26 protein-coding genes and 1 tRNA gene are annotated in these 21,906 nt (G+C 72.6%); 13 read left to right on the forward strand and 14 right to left on the reverse strand.

The genetic code is table 11. The annotated features are described in order from the left end of the window. Positions 1–43: 43 nt before the first annotated feature. Positions 44–673, forward strand: coding sequence for an LUD domain-containing protein (locus tag NDW01_RS24015; protein ID WP_252823660.1), 630 nt, complete (start codon positions 44–46; stop codon positions 671–673). A 113-nt stretch (positions 674–786) separates the two neighbouring features. Further along, positions 787–3,414: a sugar-binding protein gene (locus NDW01_RS24020; protein WP_252823663.1), complete on the forward strand. Its 2,628-nt coding sequence runs from the start codon at positions 787–789 to the stop codon at positions 3,412–3,414. Positions 3,415–3,471: 57 nt separating this feature from the next. On the opposite strand, the gene NDW01_RS24025 is transcribed toward NDW01_RS24020, so the two are convergent. After that, entirely contained in the window at positions 3,472–3,771 is a 300-nt protein-coding gene (locus tag NDW01_RS24025) for a DUF3618 domain-containing protein (protein WP_252778989.1), read from the reverse strand. A gap of 167 nt (positions 3,772–3,938) precedes the next feature. On the opposite strand from NDW01_RS24025, the gene bcp reads away from it, so the two are divergent. The 3 genes from bcp (at position 3,939) to NDW01_RS24040 (ending at position 5,020) form a co-directional block, all read left to right on the forward strand. Next, a complete protein-coding gene (gene bcp, locus NDW01_RS24030) occupies positions 3,939–4,409 on the forward strand; it encodes a thioredoxin-dependent thiol peroxidase (RefSeq protein WP_252823666.1) in 471 nt (156 codons plus the stop codon). A gap of 45 nt (positions 4,410–4,454) precedes the next feature. Next, positions 4,455–4,955 (forward strand): HNH endonuclease signature motif containing protein, encoded by a 501-nt coding sequence (locus NDW01_RS24035; protein ID WP_252823668.1) that lies wholly within the window; start codon positions 4,455–4,457, stop codon positions 4,953–4,955. Next, positions 4,946–5,020 (forward strand) — tRNA-Leu (locus tag NDW01_RS24040). Before NDW01_RS24035 ends, NDW01_RS24040 begins: the two co-directional genes overlap by 10 nt. 66 nt (positions 5,021–5,086) lie before the next feature. Here the strand turns inward: NDW01_RS24040 and NDW01_RS24045 are convergent. Further along, complete coding sequence (locus NDW01_RS24045; RefSeq protein WP_252823670.1) at positions 5,087–5,587, reverse strand: MerR family transcriptional regulator; 501 nt, start codon at positions 5,585–5,587, stop codon at positions 5,087–5,089. A 24-nt stretch (positions 5,588–5,611) separates the two neighbouring features. On the opposite strand from NDW01_RS24045, the gene NDW01_RS24050 reads away from it, so the two are divergent. Then, positions 5,612–6,331, forward strand: coding sequence for an SDR family oxidoreductase (locus NDW01_RS24050; RefSeq protein ID WP_252823672.1), 720 nt, complete (start codon positions 5,612–5,614; stop codon positions 6,329–6,331). 23 nt (positions 6,332–6,354) lie between these two features. Here the strand turns inward: NDW01_RS24050 and NDW01_RS24055 are convergent, their stop codons facing one another. The 4 genes from NDW01_RS24055 to NDW01_RS24070 form a co-directional block, all read right to left on the reverse strand. Further along, entirely contained in the window at positions 6,355–7,182 is an 828-nt protein-coding gene (locus tag NDW01_RS24055; protein WP_252823674.1) for an SAM-dependent methyltransferase, read from the reverse strand. Positions 7,183–7,394: 212 nt separating this feature from the next. Beyond that, entirely contained in the window at positions 7,395–8,612 is a 1,218-nt protein-coding gene (locus NDW01_RS24060) for a S53 family peptidase (protein WP_252823676.1), read from the reverse strand. Positions 8,613–8,856: 244 nt separating this feature from the next. Then, positions 8,857–9,252: a RidA family protein gene (locus NDW01_RS24065; RefSeq protein WP_252778982.1), complete on the reverse strand. Its 396-nt coding sequence runs from the start codon at positions 9,250–9,252 to the stop codon at positions 8,857–8,859. Further along, positions 9,249–10,010 (reverse strand): NAD(P)-dependent oxidoreductase, encoded by a 762-nt coding sequence (locus NDW01_RS24070; RefSeq protein ID WP_252823680.1) that lies wholly within the window; start codon positions 10,008–10,010, stop codon positions 9,249–9,251. The genes NDW01_RS24065 and NDW01_RS24070 overlap by 4 nt, the downstream gene beginning before the upstream one ends. A gap of 79 nt (positions 10,011–10,089) precedes the next feature. On the opposite strand from NDW01_RS24070, the gene NDW01_RS24075 reads away from it, so the two are divergent. From NDW01_RS24075 to NDW01_RS24090, 4 genes are all read left to right on the forward strand, one after another. After that, positions 10,090–11,010, forward strand: a complete 921-nt coding sequence (locus tag NDW01_RS24075; protein WP_252823682.1) for a LysR family transcriptional regulator — start codon at positions 10,090–10,092, stop codon at positions 11,008–11,010. A 29-nt stretch (positions 11,011–11,039) separates the two neighbouring features. After that, a complete protein-coding gene (locus NDW01_RS24080) occupies positions 11,040–11,315 on the forward strand; it encodes an NADPH-dependent FMN reductase family protein (RefSeq protein ID WP_308211771.1) in 276 nt (91 codons plus the stop codon). A gap of 149 nt (positions 11,316–11,464) precedes the next feature. Then, positions 11,465–12,340, forward strand: a complete 876-nt coding sequence (locus NDW01_RS24085; protein WP_252823684.1) for an MEDS domain-containing protein — start codon at positions 11,465–11,467, stop codon at positions 12,338–12,340. Continuing rightward, positions 12,337–13,260 (forward strand): sensor histidine kinase, encoded by a 924-nt coding sequence (locus NDW01_RS24090; protein WP_252823686.1) that lies wholly within the window; start codon positions 12,337–12,339, stop codon positions 13,258–13,260. The genes NDW01_RS24085 and NDW01_RS24090 overlap by 4 nt, the downstream gene beginning before the upstream one ends. Before the next feature lie 25 nt (positions 13,261–13,285). Here the strand turns inward: NDW01_RS24090 and NDW01_RS24095 are convergent, their stop codons facing one another. Genes NDW01_RS24095 through NDW01_RS24105 form a run of 3 tightly spaced genes read right to left on the reverse strand, consistent with a single transcriptional unit; the run spans position 13,286 to position 14,686 of the window. After that, positions 13,286–13,699, reverse strand: coding sequence for a ribosomal protein L7/L12 (locus NDW01_RS24095; RefSeq protein ID WP_252823689.1), 414 nt, complete (start codon positions 13,697–13,699; stop codon positions 13,286–13,288). Between the two features lie 17 nt (positions 13,700–13,716). Beyond that, positions 13,717–14,181, reverse strand: a complete 465-nt coding sequence (locus tag NDW01_RS24100; protein WP_252823691.1) for a hypothetical protein — start codon at positions 14,179–14,181, stop codon at positions 13,717–13,719. Then, positions 14,171–14,686 (reverse strand): SigE family RNA polymerase sigma factor, encoded by a 516-nt coding sequence (locus NDW01_RS24105; RefSeq protein WP_252823693.1) that lies wholly within the window; start codon positions 14,684–14,686, stop codon positions 14,171–14,173. Before NDW01_RS24105 ends, NDW01_RS24100 begins: the two co-directional genes overlap by 11 nt. A gap of 686 nt (positions 14,687–15,372) precedes the next feature. Here NDW01_RS24105 and NDW01_RS24110 point away from each other — a divergent pair. From NDW01_RS24110 to NDW01_RS24120, 3 genes are read left to right on the forward strand one after another with little or no spacing between them, the layout of a single operon-like run. Next, the gene (locus NDW01_RS24110) at positions 15,373–16,107 is read left to right on the forward strand and encodes a maleylpyruvate isomerase family mycothiol-dependent enzyme (protein ID WP_252823695.1); all 735 of its coding nucleotides are present in this window, start codon (positions 15,373–15,375) and stop codon (positions 16,105–16,107) included. A gap of 43 nt (positions 16,108–16,150) precedes the next feature. After that, a complete protein-coding gene (locus NDW01_RS24115) occupies positions 16,151–17,362 on the forward strand; it encodes a carboxylate-amine ligase (RefSeq protein ID WP_252823697.1) in 1,212 nt (403 codons plus the stop codon). Further along, a complete protein-coding gene (locus NDW01_RS24120; protein ID WP_252823700.1) occupies positions 17,359–18,345 on the forward strand; it encodes an iron-containing redox enzyme family protein in 987 nt (328 codons plus the stop codon). The genes NDW01_RS24115 and NDW01_RS24120 overlap by 4 nt, the downstream gene beginning before the upstream one ends. Here NDW01_RS24120 and NDW01_RS24125 read toward each other — a convergent pair whose 3' ends face one another. The 5 genes from NDW01_RS24125 to NDW01_RS24145 form a co-directional block, all read right to left on the reverse strand. Continuing rightward, positions 18,346–18,570 carry a CDGSH iron-sulfur domain-containing protein gene (locus tag NDW01_RS24125; protein WP_252823702.1) on the reverse strand — a complete coding sequence of 75 codons (225 nt, stop codon included), beginning with the start codon at positions 18,568–18,570 and terminating at the stop codon, positions 18,346–18,348. Then, complete coding sequence (locus NDW01_RS24130; RefSeq protein WP_252823704.1) at positions 18,554–19,198, reverse strand: HemK2/MTQ2 family protein methyltransferase; 645 nt, start codon at positions 19,196–19,198, stop codon at positions 18,554–18,556. The genes NDW01_RS24125 and NDW01_RS24130 overlap by 17 nt, the downstream gene beginning before the upstream one ends. A gap of 547 nt (positions 19,199–19,745) precedes the next feature. Then, positions 19,746–20,342 (reverse strand): RdgB/HAM1 family non-canonical purine NTP pyrophosphatase, encoded by a 597-nt coding sequence (rdgB, locus tag NDW01_RS24135; protein ID WP_252823707.1) that lies wholly within the window; start codon positions 20,340–20,342, stop codon positions 19,746–19,748. Beyond that, positions 20,339–21,058 carry a ribonuclease PH gene (gene rph / locus NDW01_RS24140; protein WP_252823709.1) on the reverse strand — a complete coding sequence of 240 codons (720 nt, stop codon included), beginning with the start codon at positions 21,056–21,058 and terminating at the stop codon, positions 20,339–20,341. Before rph ends, rdgB begins: the two co-directional genes overlap by 4 nt. Positions 21,059–21,153: 95 nt before the next feature. Next, positions 21,154–21,903, reverse strand: coding sequence for an MBL fold metallo-hydrolase (locus NDW01_RS24145; protein WP_252823711.1), 750 nt, complete (start codon positions 21,901–21,903; stop codon positions 21,154–21,156). Positions 21,904–21,906 lie beyond the last annotated feature (3 nt).

The raw sequence follows: 21,906 nt of genomic DNA on the forward strand, positions 1-21,906 counted from the left end.
GTCGTCGTACCGGTGAGACTGACACGACCAGCCGGGAGACACCATGACGACTTCGGTTCCAGCAGCATCGTTCACCGACCCCGCGCCCGCGGAGACCCTGGAGCGGGTCGCCGCAGCGTTGCGGGAGAAAAACTTCGCCGTCGAGATCCTCGATGACGCCGCCGCCGCGCGCGCCCGCGTCAAAGAGCTGATTCCCGAGGGCGCCAGCGTGTTCACCGGGGCCAGTGAGACCCTCCGCCTGTCCGGCATCGACGAGGACCTCAACCGCAGCGGGCGGTACGACTCGGTCAAGGCACGCAGCACGACCATGGACCGCGCCACCCAACTGGGCGAGATCTGGCGAATGATCGCCTGCCCCGACGTCATCGTGGGCAGCGTCGCCGCGGTCACCGAGACCGGCTCCCTCGTGGCCGCCTCGGCCAGCGGAAGCCAGCTGGCCGGCTACTCGGGCGCCGCGTCCCGCGTGATCTGGATCGTCGGGGCGCAGAAGGTGGTGCCCGACCTGAGCACCGCGCTGCGCCGCCTCGAGGACCACTGCGTCCCGCTGGAGAACGAACGCGCCATGAAGGCCTACGGGGTGCCCAGCGCCCTCAACCGCCTCCTCGTCCTCAACGCGGAACCCCACCCCGGGCGCGGCACCGTCCTGCTGCTCCGCGAGGCCATCGGATTCTGACCCACCCGCCGCGCGCCAACATGATCTGGACCCGCCATGCCATGGCGCTTACCCTCCAGCCTGAGGACCGGAGCACAGCGGACGAACCGAACAGCGTTGAGGAGTTGACCCCCATGCGCAAGAGCCTCGCCCTTTCCGTGACGCTCGCCGCGGGCCTGCTCGGCCTCGCGCCGCCCGCCCAGACCGCCGCGGCGGACCCGCCCCGGCCGGGCCGGCTGGACGTCCTGTTCGTCGGCGCGCACCCGGACGACGAGTCCTCCAACCTCTCCACGTACGGCCAGTGGAACGAGAAGGCCCACGTGAAGACCGGCGTGCTCACCATCACCCGGGGCGAGGGCGGCGGCAACGCGGTCGGCCCCGAGGACGGCCCGGCCCTCGGCCTGCTCCGCGAGGGCGAGGAACGCGCCGCCGTCGCCAAGGCCGGCATCACCGACGTCCACTACCTCGACAAGGTCGACTTCTACTACACCGTCAGCGACGAGCTCACCCGCTCGATCTGGGACCACGACTCGACGCTCGCCAAGGTCGTCCGCCTCGTCCGGGAGACCCGCCCCAAGGTCATCACGACCATGACGCCGTCCCCCATCCCCAGCCAGCACGGCAACCACCAGGAGGCCGGACGCCTCGCCGTCGAGGCGTACTACCTCGCCGCCGACCCCAAGGCCTTCCCCGACCAGCTCACCAAGGAGCACCTGCGGCCCTGGCGCGCCGCCCGCCTGCTCCACCAGGAGCACCTCGTCACCAGCGGCACCGGCCCCTCCTGCGAGACGACGTTCACGCCCACCGACCCCAGCGCCGACGTCTACGGCGTCTGGGGCGGCCGCGCCTCCGGGAACGGCAAGACCTGGGCGCAGATCGAGGCCGAGGCCGGACGTCTCTACGCCAGCCAGGGCTGGGCGCACAACCCCGACGCCCCGAGCGACCCGAGCAAGATCGGCTGTGACTACTTCACCCAGGTCGACAGCCGGGTGCCGTTCACCCGCGGAGACCACGACCCCCTCGCCGCGCTCGAAGGCGCGACCTACCCCGCCAAGGGCGGCCTGCCCCTCGGCACCGAGTTCTACCTGACGGTGAATCGCTTCGGCGTCGCCCCCGGCGAGCCGTTCACCGTCACCGCGCACGCCTCCGTCCCCGGCCGTGTCGCCCTGACCGCGCCCGCCGGCTGGACCGTCACCGGCTCCGGCGCCCTGCGCCACGGCACCGCGACCTTCACCGTCACCGCCGCCGGAAAGCCGGGACGCGTACGGCTCGGCGCCACCCTGGCCACCGCGCACGGCACCGGCACCACCGGCCGCGCCGTCGAGGTCGAACCCGCCGTCACCGGCCGCCAGCAGCCGCTCCCCCGCGTCTCCGACTTCGACGCCTGGGCCACCGCCACCGGCGTCCCCCAGCTCACCGACCGGGTCAAACGGGTCCTCACCCTCGCCTCCGGTGGGTCCCGCCAGGTCCGCGTCGACCTCACCAACACCACGAAGCAGGCGCAGAACGGCACGGTCGCCCTGAACCTCCCCCAGGGCTTCACCGCCGACGCCGCGTCCAAGCGGTACACCCTCGCCGCCGGCGCGAAGGGCTCGGTCGCCTTCACCGTGCGCGACACCGACACCTCACTGCCCACCGCCGACCAGGGCGGCACCGGCGGCGACTACGACTACACCATCACCACCACGTCCACCGGCACTCCCGACGTCGCCAAGGCCGCGCTCGAACTCGTCCCGGCCACCACGATCCCGCACGCGGCCAAGGAGCCCACGGTCGACGGCAAGGAGTCCGCCGCCGAGTACCCCGGCCCGATTCTCAACCTGTCCCGGCTCTGGGAGGGCACCGCCTGCGCGTCGGCCGCCGACTGCTCCGCCACCGGAAAGGTCACCTGGTACGACGACGCCCTCTACGTCCTCGTCCACGTCACCGACGACAAGCAGGGCAGCGTCCTCGACACCGCCGACTGCAAGCGGCACTGGCGCACCGACTCGGTCGAGATCGCCCTCGACCCGCGCGGCGACGCCGAGAACACCTCGACCACCTTCAAGACCGGCATCATGCCCACCACCACGAGCGGCGCGCCCTGCTTCGAACGCGACGCCGACAACCACCAGGGACCCGGCGCGGACACCGCGCCCGGCATGCGGGTCGCCTCGGTCGTCGACAAGCCCTACACCGGCTACACCGTCGAGACGAAGATCCCGCTCGCCGACCTGCCCGCCGCCGTCGACCCGAGCCGCCTCGGCCTCGACATCTTCGTCTACGACTCCGACACCACCGACAAGACCGGCCAGACCCGCATCGGCTGGTCGACATGGGGCGGAGTCCAGGGCGATCCCTACCGCTGGGGCCTGGCGACCCTCCCCGGCTACACCCCGCCGTCCGGCAGGCCCACCACCGCGCCGCCCCCGGTGATCTCCAAGACCGCGGCGCTGTCCGTCAACTCCCCGCAATCGATCCTGCAGGCCGCCAGGACCGGCGTCCCCCTCGCGGCCGGGACCGCCGCACCCCGCTCCGACAGCGCCCGCGTCGTCGGGCGGCCCGCCGTCGGCGGCGGATCCGTCACCGTACGGCTCCGCGCCACCGGCCCCGGCACCGCGTACGCCTACGTCTGGAACGGAAGGATCCTCGGCCAGGCCAAGGTCGCCTTCACCGGCGCGGGGACCCGTACCGTGACCGTCCCCGGCGCCGCGGGCACCCTCGCCGTCGCCTTCGACGCCCAGACGGGCGGCACCGCGAGCACCGCCGTCCCCCTTCGCTGAGAACGACGAAGCGTCCAGGTTCCCCCGTTCGGGAGCCTGGACGCTTCGCCCGCGCGGTCAGCGGCGGCGCCGGCGCAGCATCATCCGGAGCGCGAGCGTGGTCACCACGAGACCGGCCCCGATCAGCACCGGCCCGGTCAGCGGGCTCCGCGGCCGGTCCTGCTTCTCCCGCCGCATGAGGGCGCCGAGGTCCTCGGCGACGAGCCCGGCCTCCTCCTTGACCTTCTCCATGCCACGCTGCGCGGCGTGCTTCGGGCTCAGCCGGTCGGCGAGCTCGTCGATGCTGCGCGCCAGCTCCTCGCGCGTCTGCTCGATGTCCCGCTCAATCGCCGCTGGATCGCGGGCTCTGTCGGCCATGAGGTTTCCTTCCTGCGGTGGTGATCGGAATCGGCGGCATGATCCCTGGACAAGTCTGTCAGGTGACACCGCCCGACATCGCTCCCTGGGCGATCTGTACCCCGATCCGGCGTCGTATGCTGCGACACGGGTACGGTGGGACTCAGCCTGACGGGAAAGGTGATCAAGTGACGGAGCAGCGACTGCAGCCCGGAGACGTGGCCCCGGAGTTCACGCTTCCCGACGCCGACGGCACGCCGGTGTCGCTGTCGTCCCACCGCGGCCGCCGCGTGATCGTCTACTTCTACCCCGCGGCCATGACGCCCGGCTGCACCAAGGAGGCGGTCGGCTTCCGCGACGCGCTCCCGGCGCTGGAGGAGGCGGGCGTCGACGTGCTCGGCATCTCCCCCGACGAGCCCGGCAAGCTCGCGAAGTTCCGCGACCGGGACGAGCTGACCTTCCCGCTGCTGTCCGACCCCGACACCAAGGTCCTCCAGGCGTACGGCGCGTACGGCGAGAAGAAGCTGTACGGCAAGACCATGGTCGGCGTCATCCGCTCGACCTTCATCGTCGACGCCGACGGCAAGATCGAAAAGGCCTTCTACAACGTGAAGGCCACCGGCCACGTCGAACGCCTACTGAAGGAACTCGGCGTCTGACCCACCAGCCCCGGGACTGTCCGACCCTGGCGCTACGGTCACGCCATGGTCAACAGAAAGTACAGCTACAAGTACACTCCGGAGCTGCTCGCCGAAGCCGTCGCCGCCTCCGACAGCATCGCCGGGGTCCTGCGCTACCTCGGAATCCCATTCTCTGGAGGATCGCACTCCCACATCAGCCGCAGACTCAAGCAGTCCAACATCGATACATCGCATTTTCTCGGGCGGGCCTCCAACAGAGGCAAGCCGTCAGGAAAACGACTGACACCCGACCAGGTCTTTGTCATCCGTTCGAGCGAGGCGCGGCGACAGCGACCAGAAATACTGCGGCGGACCTTAATCGAGAGCGGCGTCGCCTATCGCTGCGGCGAGTGCGACTTGCCAGCGACATGGAACGGCAAGCCACTGATCCTTCATGTCGACCACATCAACGGGGACTACTCTGACAACCGCAAGGAGAACCTCCGTTTCCTCTGTCCGAACTGCCATACACAGACACCGACGTTTGCCGGTAGAATGAAGAACAAGAAGACCAAGGGGCCGTAGCCCAATCGGCAGGAGGCCTGCGGTTTAGGTCCGTATCAGTGTGGGTTCGAATCCCACCGGCCCCACAGTGGGAAATCCTCCGAATCCTTGGATTCGGAGGATTTCTTATATTCTCAGCCGCAGGCCCGTTCTCAGTGTGTGGCCGGGGATTCTGAGGGGGGCGGGCCGATGGGGGCCCAGAGGCGGTCGGCGTCGCCGGCGGCGAGGCTGCCCCGGTAGGTGTCGATCTTGTGGTCGATGAGCTTCAGGTTCTCCTGGGTCTCCGCCAGCCTGGTGAGCACATCGGCGCGATGGGCCTCCAGGAGGGCCAGCCGTTCCGCCTCGTTCCCCGGACCGGCCGCGACGAGTTCGGCGTACCGGCGGATGCCCCGGATCGGCATGCCGGTGGCCCGCAGCTTCGTGCAGATCACGATCCACTTCAGGTCGATCTCGTGGTAGCGGCGACGGCCGCCGCTCGTGCGGTCGACGGGGCCGACGACCAGGCCGGCGCGCTCGTAGTACCGGAGGGTGTGCACGCTGACCCCGGTACGGCGGGCGGCCTCGGCGATGGTCACGCCCTCTGCGGGCACGGGGCCGAGGCCCCGCTTCGGGCCGGCGGGCGCGGATGACGGCTGCCGCTTGACTTCGAGCACGCTCTAAATCCTAACGTCGCAGCCATGTCTACTTCTGATTCATCCCAGAACGCCCCCACGATCCTGATCGTGGGGGCCGGACGCGGGCTGGGGCACGCCATGGCGGAGGAGTTCCTCACGAGGGGCTGGAACGTCATCGGCACGGTCCGGTCCGGCACACCGCGCACCAGGCTCCACGATCTGGCCGAGGCCGCCGGCGGCCGGGTGGAGATCGAGACCCTCGACATCAACGAGCCGGCGCAGATCGCGACCCTGCGCGACCGCCTGGCGGGCAGGACGCTCGACATCCTGTTCGTCAACGCGGGAACCACCACGGCCGACCAGCACGTCAGGATCGGTGACGTGTCGACCGAGGAGTTCACGCGCGTCATGGTCACGAACGCACTGAGCCCGATGCGCGTCATCGAGTCGCTGCAGGACCTGGTCCCGGCCACCGGCATCATCGGCGCGATGTCGTCCGGCCAGGGCAGCATCGCCAACAACGAGACCGGGAAGCGGGAGGTCTACCGCGGCAGCAAGGCGGCGCTGAACATGTTCATGCGCAGCTTCGCGGCCCGGCAGCCCGAGCCGTCCCGCACGATGCTGGTCATGGCGCCCGGATGGATCCGCACGGACCTGGGCGGGGCGGACGCGCCGTACACCATCGAGGAGGCCATCCCTCCCCTGGTCGACGTCATCCTCTCCCAGCAGGGGACTCCCGGCCTGCGGTACCTCGACCGCTTCGGCAAGACCGTCCCCTGGTGACCGCGCCCGGCCCGGTGACGGGCCTACGGGCGGCGGGCGACGCCGGCGTACATCCAGCGGGTGCCCTCGTCGGCGCCGGGGTCGGGGCGCCACTGCGGGACCCAGACGACGCCCGGGTCGAGCAGGTCGAAGCCGTCGAACAGTGCCTCGACCTCCTTCTGGGTGCGGCTCTGCAGGCGGGCGCTGGCGTTCCGCCATGCGCCGGCGGCCTCGTCGCCGGTCTCCGGGTGCCCCTCGGTGGTGCTGTGCGAGACGATCAGGAGGCTGCCGGGTGCCATCGCCTCGCGGAAGGCCGCGATGCTCGCGCGGACCTGCTCGTCGTCGGCGAAGTGCAGCACCGCCAGCATGAGCACGGCGACCGGCTGCTCCAGGTCGATCAGGGACCGTGTCCTCGGATGGTCGAGGATGGCCGCGGGTTCGCGGAAGTCGGCCTGGATGACGGTCGTGGTCCGGGACGGCGGCAGGAGCGCCCGCGCGTGGGCGAGCACGATCGGGTCGTTGTCCACGTAGACGACGCGGGCGTCCGGGTCGAGGGACTGGGCGACCTCGTGGACGTTGCCCTGGGTGGGCAGGCCGGTGCCGAGATCGATGAACTGCCGGATGCCGCTCTCGACGGCGAAGCGCACGGCTCGGCCGAGGAACGCGCGGTTCTCCCGCGCGGCGCGGGGGATGTCGGGTCCGGCCTCGACGGCGATCTGTGCCGCGGCCCGGTCGGCGGCGTAGTTGTCCTTGCCGCCGAGGAAGACGTCGTAGATCCGGGCGGGGCTGGGCGTCCGTACGTCGATGCCCGGTGGGGCCTGCTCGTCGCCCTCGTCCGCCCGATCGGTCGCCGTGTTGTCCGCGTCGGTCACGGCCGCCACCCCCTCATCGGTCGCCGATCGACTCTGGTCGGCTCACGAAGATCATCCTACTCGCCGGTATCCGTTGCCGGGCCGGGCTTACGGACATCCCGTACACGGCGATACACCGGATCGCTTCGGGTGTGGCGGCGGTACGGTCCGCTCCCGGACGTGACGGAACGGGCCCGGCGCCGTACGCGCCGGGCCCGTCTCTCAGTTCACCGTCAGAAGGCGCCGGTGCCGTTCGGGGTGCCCAGGCCGGTGGGGCCGTCCCAGCCGGTGCGGGCGTTGCACCACTGCGACGTGCTGCAGCTCCCGTTGCTGCCCGAGGTCACGTCGAACAGCGAGCCGGAGTGGGTGTAGGGGTAGTTGTTGTCGATGCTCGCGGCGTTGCCGGCCAGGCCGTACACGCCGGCGATGATCGGCGCGGCGACGCTGGTGCCGCCGAAGACCATCCAGCCGCTCTGGCCCTGGTAGGAGGTGCTGTCGTAGACGGCGACGCCGGTGCTCGGGTCGGCGACCGCGGAGACGTCGGCGACGGCGCGGCGGGAGCAGCCGGTTCCGAAGCTCGACTGGCCGGACAGGGCGGTGTTGTAGGACGAGCAGCCGCTGCCCGCGCCGCTCCAGGCGGTCTCGGTCCAGCCGCGGCTGTTGCTCGCGGTCCTCAGCGAGGTGCCGCCGACGGCGGTGACGTAGTGCGAGGACGCCGGGTACTCGACGCCGTAGCCGCTGTCACCGGAGCTGACGGTGATCGCCTTGCCGGGGTGGTTGTAGTAGGAGCCGTAGCTGGAGTCCGACGCGTCGGAGCCGCCGTAGCTGTTGCTGATGACGTTGGCGAGGCGGGCCGCGGTGTTCTCGGCGGTGCCGAGGTTGGCGAACGACGCGGAGCTCGCCTCGATGAGCACGATCTTGCAGTTGGGGCAGACCGCGGAGACCATGTCGAGGTCGAGGGAGATCTCCTGCGCCCAGCCGCCGTCCGTCTTCGGGTAGGACGTGCCGCCGTTCTGGTCGACCTTCTTGAAGCAGCCGTTGGCGGTGGTGCAGGCCGGGAGCCCGTACTGGCTGCGGTAGACGCCCAGGTCGGCCTCCGCGGTGGGGGCGTTGTAGGCGTCGACGATGGCGACGGTCTGGCCGGAGCCGCCGCTGGTCGACAGCTTGTAGGCGCTCTGCAGGTTGGCCGGCGACAGGCCGGACGGGGCCGCGGCCGCGGCGCGGACGGTGGCCTCGCTGGTGGCGACGTCGTCGCGGACGAGGGCGTTGCAGCTGGCGCGGCCGGCTCGCGGCGTCGAGCAGGCGTGGTGGAACGGGTGCTGGACCGCCGAGGCCGCGGGCGCGGCCGCGCTCGTGGCGGCGGTCGGGCTTGCGGAGGCGGGGCCGGACAGGAAGGGAACCAGGGCGAGGATCAGCCCACCCACGAGGGTCCCGGTGACGCGTCGTCGCATGTGCTCTCCTTGGAGCGGCGGGGGGATACGACGGTCGAATCTTTACATTCACCCCAAGGACACCAAAAGACCCTAATTTCGTGGCATTTTCAGCAACAACTGCCAAAAAAGTAAAGTCCGCTGACAGCCGAGTGCCAGGCAGATGCCCCTGACTGCGGCAGTCAAGGACAAGACAGTAAAGCCTTGGCAAAGACGGAGGCCGGGGCGGATCCACGCAACGACCACGCCCCGGAGCCTCGGCGCCTCAGACGATCGCGGTCACCTCGACCTCGAGCAGCGCCCCGGGAACGAACAGCCGGGAGACCTCGACGGTCGTGCTGGTCGGAGGCGCGCCGCCGAACCGCGGCCCCCGCACCTCCGCGTACTCGCCGATCCGGTCCAGGTCGGTGAGGAACGTCCGGATGTTCACCACGTCGCCGAGCGTCGCGCCGTGCGCCGCCAGGATCTTCTCGATCGTGTCCAGCACGAACGCGGACTGGGCTCTCATGTCGTTCTCACCGACGAGCCTGCCCTCGGCGTCGATCGCCACCTGGCCGGACAGGACGAGCATCGTCCGGTCGCCGAGCTCGATCCGGGCCACGTGGGAGTACCGCCCCGCCGGCGGCGCCGGGACGGTGGCGGGGTTGTCGAAGGTCGTCACGTCAGTACCTCTCTCAGGTCGGCCTCCTGGTCGGAGGCGTGCAGCAGCCTGTCCCGTACGGCCTCGAGCAGCGGGGACGCCGCGACGTCCAGCGCCAGCCCGACGTCCTTGGCGGCGAGCCGCAGCGGGAAGTCGGCCCCCTCGGCGCGGAGCCGGGCGACGGCCCCGGCGAGAGGTCCGTCGGCGAGGAGGTCGAGCGGGTCGGGGACGCCCAGCCGGACGCCGAGCCGGGTCAGGTCCGCGGCCAGCGTCACGGCTCCGACCGCGGCGTTGATCAGCAGGACCTTCCGCGCGGCGCCCGCTCCGAGCGCGCCGCACCGTACGACGGTGCCGAAGACGGCGAGGACGTCGGCGACCCGGTCGACGTCGCCGCCCGCGAGCACGGTCAGGCTGCCGTCGGCGGCGCGGTCGACGCCGCCCATCACCGGCGCGTCGACCACGGCGGGCACACGCTCGGCCAGGGCCCGCACCGGTGCGGGCCCGACGGTGGACATGTCGATCAGGCAGGAGCCGGGCCGCATCGCCGGGGCGATCTGCGCGGCCACCGCGTCGAGTGCCGAGGCGTCCGCCAGCATCGTGATCACGATGTCGGCGGCGCGGACGGCCTCGGCGGGCGTCGCGGCGACGGCGGCTCCGGCCGCGCCCAGCGGCGCGGCGCGTTCGGCGGTGCGGTTCCAGACGGTCAGGTCGTGCCCGGCGGCCAGCAGCCGCCGGGCGAGGGGCGCTCCCATGCGCCCGAGTCCGAGGAAGGCGATCACGGGAAAGACGGTAGGAGCCGGACAGGCATTCCACCAGCGAATGTTTCGCATGGTTCCCATGCGGACCTAGCATGAACGGATGGACACCGCTCTGCTCGAGGTCTTCCAGGAGGTCGCCCGCCGGGGGTCGTTCACCGGCGCGGCGGAGGCGCTCGGCTATACCCAGTCGGCGGTCTCCCGGCAGATCTCCACGCTGGAGGGCCAGGTCGGCGCGGCCCTGTTCGATCGTCTGCCCCGCGGGGTCCGCCTCACGGAGGAGGGCCGGTGCCTGCTGCCGCACGCCTCGGCGATCACCGACCGGCTCCGGACCGCCCGGGGCGATCTGCGCGCCCTGCGGGACCTGGCGGCCGGCCGGCTGCGGGTGGGGGCGTTCGCCACCGCCGACGCCGCGCTCGTGCCGCAGGCGATGGCGGCGTTCCGCGCCGCGCACCCCAGGGTCTCGGTGTCGCTGGTCGAGGGCCTGACCCGCCGGCTCCTGGCGCGGCTCGGCGCGGGGGAACTGGACCTGGCCATCGTGGCGGCGGACGATTCCGGGGAGTTCGAGGGCCTGCGCCTGCGTCACCTGCTCGACGATCCGATGTTCGTGGCCGTGCACCCGGACCATCGCCTGGCCCGGCGCGAGGAGGTACGGCTCGCCGAGTTGGCGGACGAGGACTGGATCGCGGGCCGTTCCCGCCCCGAGGAGACGTTGATGAGCGCGGCGCCGCAGCCGGGGTTCCGGCCGCGGATCACGTATGTCGTCGGCGAGTGGATCGCCAAGCAGGGCCTCGTCGCGGCGGGCCTGGGCGTGACGCTCATCCCGTCGCTCGCCGCGGGCACGGCCCGGCCGGACATCGTCCTGGTGCCGCTGCATCCCGATGACGCTCCGGTGCGCCGGGTGTACGCCGCGACGCCCGCGGGCGTGACGGCCCCGCCCGCGCTGACGGCGTTCCTCGGCCTTCTCGAGGAGGGGGTCGTACGGCTCCGCGAGCGCACCACACGCGCGGAGCGACCCGCCTGACCTCGCCACCGGCCAGGGATTCCCCCTACATGATCGGCCGACGAGGGGAGCTAACCGGGCCGCTCAAGGCGTTCCTCGACCGGGTGCCGCCCCTGACCGGCGTGACGGCGCTGCCGCCGCCGGCGATGGGCTCGCCACGGCACGCGCTCGCGGTCGAGGTGCACCTGCGGCCCCTGCTCGTCATGCTCGTCGTCCTCGGCGCGACCGCCCCGACGCCGGGGCCGGCCGCGGTGGAGGCCGACATCGCACGTCTCGACGCGGTCCTGGCCGCCTGGGCCGTACGGCTCCCCGAAGCCGTACGGTGATCCCGACCGCGGCCCGACCAGCCGGGACGCATCGACCGCGACTTTCACTGAAAGTTTCAACGACAGCGGTCGGCGTGAAACCGTCGTCACGCTGTGTCGTTCGCCGTATGGTAGAGGCCACCTGCCGACGTCGATGCGGGAGGAGGCCCATGGAGTCCTGGTTCACCCGAAGATCCGTCGGAGAGCTGCTTCCCGGAGACCACGCCTGGCTCTCCTACCACGGCCGGGAGGAGCACGACCACGTCATCGGCGCCTTCCTGCGCGACGGGCTGGCCGGCGCCGACAAGGTCATCTACATCGCCGACGACGGCCGCGCCGAGCTGCCCGATCTGCGGTCGCGCTACCGGCTGGAGCCCGAGACGTACCTGCGCAGCGGGCAGCTGGCGATCCTGCCGCAGGAGGAGACCTGCCTGACCCGTGGGGTGTTCGACCCGGCGCGCATGACGACGACACTGCGGGAGGTCCTCGACCGGGCGGAGACGGAGCGGTTCCGCGGCGTCCGGGTCACCGTCGACATGACGTCGGCGTTCCGGCGGGGAAGCGGGCGCGACGGCGTCCTGGAGTGCGAGGCACGGGTGGAGGCGGCGATCTCTCCGAGCACGATGGCGATGGCGATCTGCCAGGTCGACGCCCGGTCCTGCACGACCGAGGAGCTCATCGCGCTGAAGGAGAGGCATGAGGTGCTCGTTGGCGCCGATCCCTACTTCGACGACGGGGTGCTGAGCATCACCCCGACCTTCCACCCCCGTGGTCTCCGGCTCAGCGGCGAGCTGGACGGCGCGCGGCACGCCGTGTTCGCCGAGTCGCTGCGGAAGGTCGTCGATCGGGGCGGCGAGGTCCACCTGGACCTCGCCGGCCTGCGCTTCATCGACCTCGGCGCGCTCAGCATGATGGCCGGCGCGGCGATGCACCTCGACGCGCGGGTGGTCCTCGACAATCCCTCCAATGAACTGGCGGACGTCGTCGAGCTGGTCAGCAGCCGGCTGCTGCCCTGGCTGGAGATCGGCGACGGTGAGGCCCGATGACGCGACTCATCCACCAGGTCCTGATGTACGACAACGAGAAGGACATCCTGGACACGGTCGTGCCCTTCCTCCAGGAGGGTCTGGGCGCGGGTGAGGCCGTGCTGACCGTCGGCACGGCCCCGAACCTGTCCTGCCTGCGACAGGCCCTGGGCACCGACTCCGACGCCGTCGAGTTCGCCGACTCGGCGTCCTGGTACGTCCAGCCGACGCGCACCATCGCCAACTACAGCTCCTTCATCGCCGAGAACGCCACCGCCCGGATCAGGGTGGTCGCCGAGCCGGGCTGGGAGACCGGCACGCCCGCGCAGATCTCCGAGTGGACGCGGTACGAGTCCATCATCAACGAGGCGTTCGCCGACATCAGCGCCTCGGTGCTGTGCCTGTACGACCGGCGCACCACCCACCCCGGCCTGCTGGACGGGGCGCTGCGCACCCATCCCGAGATCGTCGAGGGCGCCTGTCCGCGCTGCAACGACGCCTACCTCGACCCGGCGGCCGTCTGCGCGAGCGTCGACCGCGATCCCCTGCCGCCCCCGCCGCCCGGCGCCGTGCGCCTGCCGATCGACGATGACGACCTGAGCGCGTTGCGCTCCTTCCTCGCCGGGCACGCCCGCCATCACGGCATGTCCCGCCCCCGGGTGAACGATCTGCTGGTCGCGACGACGGAGGTGGCCACCAACGCCATCCGGCACGGCCGGTCGCCGATCGGCTGCCAGATGTGGCGGGAGGACGACGACCTGATCGTCCAGGTGACCGACGCGGGCCACTGGCAGCCCGACCCCGTCCCCGGTTTCGTCCCGCCCGATCCCGGGTCACTGTCGGGTTTCGGGCTGTGGGGTGTGCGGATGCTGTGCGCTCTCGTCCAGTTGCGCACCGGCCCGGCCGGAACGACGGTCCGGCTGCACGTCCCCTGCCGTTAGGGCGCGTCCCGGGTGGGAGACGGCCCTAGCCGAGAGCCGCGACGAACCGCTCCGCGTCCTCCCGGGTCATCCCCGTCTCCGCCTGAACCAGCGCGACGGCCCCGGGGACGTCCCCGCCGTCACGCATCCGCCGGGCCCGGTCGGCGAGGCTCTCGGCGCCCTGGGCGTACGGGCCCGGCTCGGCCAGGCGGCCGTCCTGAACCGCGTCGACGAGCTGCTTGGCCTGGACGAGCCCGAGCCCCGTCGCCTGCCGGACCTCCTTGACGGCCTGGACGTCCCGGTTCTCGGCCAGCAGGGCCCGCACCCGGTCCTGCAGCTCACCGGCCAGCGCGATCGGCGGCACCTGTCTCGGCATCGGTCGCCCCCTTCTCGATCCCGCGGCGACGCCCACCGCGGCCACGACGACGGCCACGGCGGTCACCACGAGGACAGTGATCATTTGAAGATGATGCCAGATCACCGCCTTGACGGCCGCGGAATCGACGACGGCGTCGCCGTCGGCGCCGGTCGCGGCGTCCCGTTCACGGTGAGCGTGGGCCTCGGCGTCGGCCGGGCCGGCGTGGGCCGCGGTCCCCGCCTCGGAGGCCTCGATACCGGATGCGCCTTCGTCCGCGTCGGTGTCGGTGTCGGTGTCGGTGTCGGCAGGTGGTGCGACGGCGGCTCGGTCGTCGCGGGGAGGGGCGCGATCGGCACGCTGCGCCGGCTCGGCTCGGCGGCGTGATCCGGCCGGAGCAGCCCCCAGGCGAGCAGGGCGATCGCCGCGACCGCCGCCGCCGCGAGGAGCACCCGCGGCCACCCGGCGACGGCTCGCGCCGGCCGCGTGGTGTTCCGGAGCCGGTCGATCAGCTCGCGGTCCGGCTGGACTCCCTCGGCCGCGCGCCGGTAGTGGTCGCGGAGCAGGGCGTCGAGGTCATCGCTCATGAGCCGCTCCTTCCTCGGCCAGCTGCCGCCGCAGCGCCGCCATCGCCCGCGACGTGTGGCTCTTCACGGTTCCCCGGGAGATGCCGAGCGCCTCGGCGATCTCATGCTCGCTGAGATCGCACCAGAAGCGCAGGACCACGACCGCCCGCTGCTTGACCGGCAGAGTCGCGAGGACGTCGTCGAGCGGGGTTCCCGCCGCGGCGTACGTCTCGCGCGCCCCGGTCAGGCGCTCCACGTCGGACGTTCCGCCGACCGGCAGGTCGGGTCGTCTCTTGCGGCGCTTGTGGTGGTCGATGGCCAGGTTGACGAGGACCTTGCGCGCGTACGCCTCCGGCTGGTGCCCGCCGCGCAGGATCCGCGTCCATCGCCGGGCGACCCGCTCGTACGTGGTCTGGAGGAGGTCCTCGGCGAGATGGCGGTCGTAGACGAGGAACACCGCGGTGCGCAGCAGGCGACCCGCGGAGGCGATGACGAACTCGTCGAACGTGAGCTCGTCCCCACTCACTCCGCGGGCCTCCTCTCGGCTCAGGATGGACAGTGTCCCGCCTGCCTCACTGCGCTCGGGCGCAGGAGGGGGGCAGCGGCACGGGCGTCGCCGCCGGCCGGTGCGCCGTCCGGGCGGTCGGGGCGCCCGTCGGGCGCGGCCTCGGGCTGCCCGACGGACGCGGCTTCGCGGTGACCGTCGGGCGGGGCCTCGGGGTGGCCGTCGGACAGGGCTGGGGAGGGGCCGTCTCGCAGGGCTTCGCGGTGGTCGTCGGACGGGGCACCGGCCGGGCCGTGGACGGTTCCGCGGGGCGCGGGGCCGGCCGCGCGCTGCTCACGCACGTCGGCCGCGGATGCGGCGCCGTCGGAACGGGCCGCGGTTCGCCGGGCGCGGACGGCCGGGCGGAGGGCGTCGCCGACGCGGTCGGCCGGGGCACCGGCGCCGCGGTCGGCGGCACCCGCGAGGAGTCGGCGGCGTTCCGCACCCCGTGCCCGGAACCCCCGGCGAAGGCGGCACCACCCGCCCATACACCGGCGAGCACGGCGACGGCCGCGCCGGCCCCCGCGAGGGTCATGGTGGTCCGGCGGCGTCTGCGGTCGGTCATGGAAGATCCCTTCGTTTCCGTACACCCCCAACAACCCCGCCTCCGGGCCGATCGGTTGTCACGGTCTTTGACTGAGTCGGCGCGACCGGCCACGCTTGTTCCGATGGAGCCCTCCGACTTCCTCACCCGGCTGCGGGCCGAGAGCGCGCACATCGCCGCGTTCGCCGCCGACCGCGACCTCGGCGCGCCCGTTCCCACCTGCCCCGGCATGAACGTCGGCGACCTGGTCCGGCACCTCGGCAGCGTCTACCTCGCGGTGATCGACTGGGTGCACGCGCAGAGCCGGCCCGACGACTGGGACCGGAGGCCGTCCGACGGCGACGTGATCCGCTGGTTCCGCGCCTGCGCCGCCGAGCTGCACGACGAGCTGAGCCGCCGGCCCGTGGACGAGCCCTGCGACACGTGGTCCCCCGGCGACCGGACCATCGGGTTCTGGTGGCGGCGGATGGCCCACGAGACGACCGTGCACCGGGTCGACGTCGAGGCGGCGTACGGCCCGATCGGCCCGGTCGACGCGGAGTTCGCCGCCGACGGCGCCGACGAGGTCCTGTCGCTCTACCTCGTCCGGCGGTTCGGCCGCCGTGACCGAGGGCGGCCCGCCTCCGTCCGTACCGTCGGGGTCGCCGCCGGATCGCGGGTGTGGCGGGTGACGATCTCCCCCACCTCTGCCGAGGTGATCTCCGAGCTCCCGGACGACGCGGACGCCGTGGTGATCGGCGACCCGGTCCCCGTCTACCTCTGGCTGTGGGGACGCCGGGGCGACGACGCGATCCGCGTGCGCGGCGACCGCGCGGCGGCGGCCGACCTCCGCGCCGCCCTGGCCGCCGCCACGGACTGAGCCCGAGCCGTTAGGCCGGCGCCCCGCCGGGAATGGCTTCGGCATGGGGGACGGGCCGGTTCACGGCCTCGACGACGGGGTGACCGTGGGCGTGGAGGAGGAGTTCCTCCTCGTGGACGCGGAGACGCGGCGGACCGTGCCACGGGCGGCGGCCGTGCTCGCGCGGGTCCCGAAGCCCCGGGTCGCGCCCACTCCCGGCGGGGGGCTGTACGAGGAGCTGCTCACCGCGCAGGTGGAGGCCGCGACCGGAATCTGCACCACGCTGGACGCCCTGCGCGATCACCTGTGCGACGGACGGCGCCGGCTCGCCGCCGCCGCGAGCGGCGAGGACGCGCGCCTGATCTCCTCGGGAACCGCGGTGCTGCCCGGCCCCTCCGTCCCGGTCACTCCGGGAGAACGGTTCGCGCAGATCGCCGACCGGTACGCCGGCGTGGTGGCCGACTACCAGACGTGCGGCTGTCACGTCCACACCGGCGTCGCCGACCGGGAGACGGCGGTCGCGGTGGTGAACCACCTGCGCCCCTGGCTGCCGACGCTGGTCGCGTTGGCGGCGAACTCGCCGTTCGATCACGGCCGGGACTCGGGGTACGCGAGCTGGCGGATGCTGGAGCAGGCGCGCTTCCCCGGATCCGGGGTGCCGCCGTCGTTCCCCTCGGCCTCGGCCTACGACCACCAGGTCGCCCTGCTGGTCGAGGCCGGCGCTCTCATCGACGAGCGCATGTCCTTCTGGCTCGCCCGGCCGTCGCCCCGGCTGCCGACCGTCGAGGTACGGGCGGGGGACGCCGCCGCCACCGTGGACGAGGCGATCCTGCAGGCGGCCCTCGTCCGTGCCCTGGTCCGTACGGCCCTGACCGACCTCGCGCGGGGCCGGGAGGCGCCCGCCGTCGGTTCCCAGCTCTGCGCGGCCGCGACGTGGTCGGCGGCACGCTACGGCCTGGACGGCCCCGGGGTGCATCCGATCGAGGAGCGCGCGGTGCCGGCGGCACGGTTGCTGCGGGAGATGCTCGACCGCATCCGCCCGGCGCTGGAGGCGTCGGGAGACCTGGCCCGCGTACACGCCGTCCTGGCCTGGCTGTCGCGTCACGGCGGCGGTGCCTCCCGCCAGCGCGCCGCCGCCGCGCACGGTCCGGAGGCCGTGGTGGACCTGCTCGCCGAGCAGACGATCGCCGCCACCGAGGCCCCCGCCGGCCTTTCCAACCGGTCCGGCCGGTCCGGCCGCCACCGGCAGGACGAAGACCTGACGGAGTCGTCATGATCGCGAATCCCACGCTGCCCGAGCCTCGGGGCCCCTTGTCGGAGGCCGTGATCACGGCGCTCGCCCGCGGCTCGCCGCCCGAGTCGGCTCCGCGGGAGGTCCGCGACGCGGCGGCTCTCGGCGAGGACCTGCATCTGGCCCTGTACGTCTGCTACGAGCTGCACTATCGCGGGTTCGACGGGGTGGACCCGTGCTGGGAGTGGGATCCGGACCTGCTGCGGCTGCGCGGGCGGCTGGAGGACCGCTTCCTGCCGGCGCTGCGCGCGGAGTCGCCCGGTGGCACCGACACGGCGGCCGCGCTGGGAGAGCTCCTCGTCGAGGATCCCGGCGCGTACGGCGTCTCGCACCACCTGCTCGACACGGGACAGTGGTGGGAGATGCGCGAGTACCTGGCGCATCGCTCGATCTACCACCTGAAAGAGGCCGACCCGCACGCGTGGGTGATTCCGCGCCTGCAGGGCGAGAGCAAGGCGGCGCTGGTCGCCGTCGAGTTCGACGAGTTCGGCGGCGGGCGTGGCGAGCGGATGCACGCGAAACTGTTCGCGGACCTCCTGGACGGCGCCGGGTTGGACTCCCGCTACGGCCACTACCTCGACCACGCGCCCGCCCAGACGCTGGCCACCGTGAACCTCATGTCGCTGTTCGGCCTGCACCGGGCGCTGCGCGGGGCCCTCGTCGGGCACTTCGCCGCCGCGGAGATCACCACCCCGCCCGGCGCGGACCGGCTCGCGCGGGCCCTGACCCGGCTGGGTGCGGGGCCGGAGTGCACGCGGTTCTTCACCGAGCACATCGAGGCCGACGCCGTGCACGAGCAGGTGATGCGCCGGGACGTGATCGGCGACCTGCTCGCACGGGAGCCGGAGCTGGCGGCCGACGTCGTGCTCGGAATCCAGGCCACCACGCTCTTGGAGGACCGCCTCGCCGCCCACCTGCTGGGAAGCTGGCGGGCGGGCCGCACCTCCCTGCGTCGCCCGCTCCCCTAGTCAGTCCTTGCGCTTGCGGCGATGGCTGGTGTCGCACAGCGGGTACCGGCGGCTGCGCCGGCACGCGCACACGGCGACCATGAAGCGATCACAGTGTAGGATCCCGCCGTCGTCGGTGACCAGCTCCACCGGTCCCTCCACGAGCACCGGCCCACCCGGCACGACGACCACGCGCCGCGGTTCCCGCCCCGGCGGGCCGTCCGGGCGTTCAGTTCCGGTCGGCACGGACCACCACCAGCTCCTCATGTCGCTGACCCGGATGGATCAGCCCCTGCGCCTCCAGGAACGCCGCCCGTGACCGCATCACCGGCCCGAACGGCTGCGTCCGCCGTGCCACGACCGACGCCTTGAGCCCGGCCCGGCGCAGCGAGTTCAGTGTCGTCTCCACCCCGCACAGTACGGACTGGACCATCAGCAGGGTTCCGCCGACGGCCAGCGCCCCCGGCGCGTGAGCACAGATCCGGTCGATCATCGCCCGGCCCTGCCGGCCCGCGTCCCAGGCCCGGCCGCGCACGCGGCGTGGCGCGTCCGCGCTGGGCACGTACGGCGGGTTGGCCACGATGACGTCGAACACCTCGTCCGCGATGGGCTCGAACAGGTCGCCGCGGAGCACCCGCACCGGCACCCGCCGCAGCCGCGTGTTCATCCACGCCGTGAGCACCGCGCGCCCCTCGAGATCCACCGCCGTCACGGACTCGGCGCCGGCGTAGGCGGCGATGATCGCCAGCAGCCCGGTCCCGGTGCACAGATCGAGCACCCGGGAACCCCGAATCCCATCGCAGCACAGCTCTCTGGCCAGCAAGAACGTGTCGCTTTGCGGCCGGTACACCCCGAGGGGCCGGAACATCCACATCGGCGCCGCCTATCAGGTTGATCGATGTCTCGGGCCGCCCGCCCCGGCACCATCGCCGGGCCGGCAGGCGCTTCGTGCGCGAGAGATCGGGGGCTTCCCCCGGCCGCCCCGTCCAGTGACGGGCAGAACCCGGTCCGCGGTGACGGGTCACCCGGCTGGAAACGGGGTTCGTCCCTATCGCCGGCCCGCCGTCGGTCCGCAACCGCTGGCGTCCCATTCGCGGGCCTCCAGCCGGTTTGTTCCCAGGACGACGCGCCGCCTCACCTACCCCGCTCCGGAGAACCGGCCCTGAACTCCTGAGCGGAAGGGCCCTACTTCTTGGTGTAGGTCAGTGTTCCCCGAGGCGGACGTCGAGGCGCTGATCGCGAGTGTCGTGGAGCGCGTGCTGCCGCCCGATGAGGGCGCGGCGAGCCGGTAGCCCTCAGCCCGCGCACGGATGCGTGCCCGCACGCGGCGGTGGCCCGCAGCCCGCGCACGGTTACGCACCCGCGCGCGGCGGTGGCCCTCAGCCTACGCACGGTTATGCGCCCGCACGGGGCGGTGGCGCTCAGCCCGCGTGGTCGACCCGCGCGAGGATGCGGGCCGCGAGGGCGGTGAACGCCTTGCCACGGTGGCTGATGGCGTCCTTCTCCTCGGCGCTCAGCTCGGAGTTCGTACGCGTGTCGCCCTCGGGCACGAAGATCGGGTCGTAGCCGAAGCCGTTCGTGCCGCGCGGCGCGTCGATGACGACGCCGTCCATGGTGCCCTCGACGGTGTCCTCCTCGCCGGACGGCCAGGCGATGGCGGCCGCGCACACGAAGCGGGCGCCCCGGTGCTCGGGCGCCACGTCGGCGAGCTGGCCGAGGAGCAGGTCGAGGTTGGCCTGGTCGTCGCCGTGCCGGCCGGCCCAGCGGGCGGAGAAGATCCCGGGCATGCCGTTCATCGCGTCGACGCACAGGCCGGAGTCGTCCGCGACGGCGGGCAGCCCGGTGTGCGCCGCGATCGCGCGGGCCTTGAGCAGCGCGTTGCCGGCGAACGTCAGCTCGGTCTCGGGGACCTCCGGCGCGTCCGGGAACTCGCCGAGCCCGACGACGTCGATGCCGTCGAGGATCCGGCGCAGCTCGGCGACCTTGCCCTGGTTGCGGGTGGCGAGCACGACCTTCATTGCGCGAGTGCCTCCTGCTGGATGCGGGTGAGCTCGGCGCAGCCCCCGGCCGCCAGGTCGACGAGGGCGTCGAGCTCGGAGCGGTCGAACGGCTGGCCCTCCGCGGTGCCCTGCACCTCGACGAAGCGGCCGTCACCGGTGCAGACGACGTTCATGTCGGTCTCGGCGGCGACGTCCTCCTCGTAGCACAGGTCGAGCCGGGGCTCGCCGTCGATGACGCCGACGCTGACCGCCGCGACGGAGCCGACCAGCGGGCTGGACTTGACCAGCTTGCGGCCGCGCATCCAGGCGACCGCGTCGGCGAGGGCGACGTACGCGCCGGTGATCGCGGCGGTGCGGGTGCCGCCGTCGGCCTCCAGCACGTCGCAGTCGAGGATGATGGTGTTCTCCCCCAGCGCCTTGTAGTCGACGCAGGCCCGCAGCGACCGGCCGACGAGACGCGAGATCTCGTGCGTGCGGCCGCCGATCTTGCCCCGGACCGACTCGCGGTCGTTCCGGGTGTTCGTCGCGCGCGGCAGCATGGCGTACTCCGCCGTCACCCAGCCGAGCCCCGAGTCACGGCGCCAGCGCGGCACGCTGGTCTGGACGGAGGCGGCGCACAGCACGCGCGTGCGGCCGAACTCCACCAGCACGGAACCCTCGGCGTGGGAGAGCCAGCCGCGCTGGATGCGGACGGGACGTAGCTGGTCGGCTGACCGACCGTCGGGGCGAGCCATGAGCCCAACCCTATCCAGCGCCCGGACCGGTGACGCTCGAAGTTCGCACACCGTGCCCGGGTGGGCGGCCCGGCCGGGCCGCCCGCCCGCACCCGTCAGAGTTCGTACACCGCGTCCGGGCAGGCCAGCTCGATCGGGCCGCCGTACCCGCTGGACTTGGCCTCGGCGAGGATGCTCGCCGAGTCGTTCCAGGGCACGAGGTGCGTGAGCACGAGCCGCCCGGCGCCCGCGCGGGTCGCGTGCTCCCCCGCCTGCCGTGCCGTGAGGTGCAGATCCGGCGGCAGGTCCGGCCGGTCGAGGAAGGACGCCTCCGCCAGCAGGAGGTCGACTCCGCGGGCCAGCCGGACGAGTTCCTCGCACTCCCCCGTGTCGCCGGAGTAGGCGATCGCCGTGCCCTCGTGCTCGACGCGGAAGCCGAACGCCTCGACGGGATGGCTCATCGGCGCCGTCGTGATGGTGAACGGCCCGAGCCGGAACGTCCCGGTGCGCAGCGTCTGGAAGTCGAACGCCTGCCGCATGCCCGGATCCAGTTCCAGGTCGTACGCGCGCGCCATCCGGTCCGCGACGCCCTCGGGTCCGTACACCGGGATCCGCGGCTTCGGCCCCTCCGGCGCGTACGTCCGGGCGACCCAGTATCCGCACAGGTCGAGGCAGTGGTCCGCGTGGAGATGCGACAGCAGGACGGCCTCGATGTCGTACAGCCCGATGTGGCGCTGAAGTGGACCGAGGGCTCCGCTGCCGAGATCGAGGAGGATCGCGAAGCCGTCGGCTTCGACGAGATAGCAGGACGCCGGACTGTCCGGGCCGGGGAAGCTCCCCGAACAGCCGATCACCGTGAGCCGCACGGG

Source organism: Actinoallomurus soli, assembly GCF_024055715.1.
Taxonomy (GTDB): domain Bacteria; phylum Actinomycetota; class Actinomycetes; order Streptosporangiales; family Streptosporangiaceae; genus Actinoallomurus; species Actinoallomurus soli.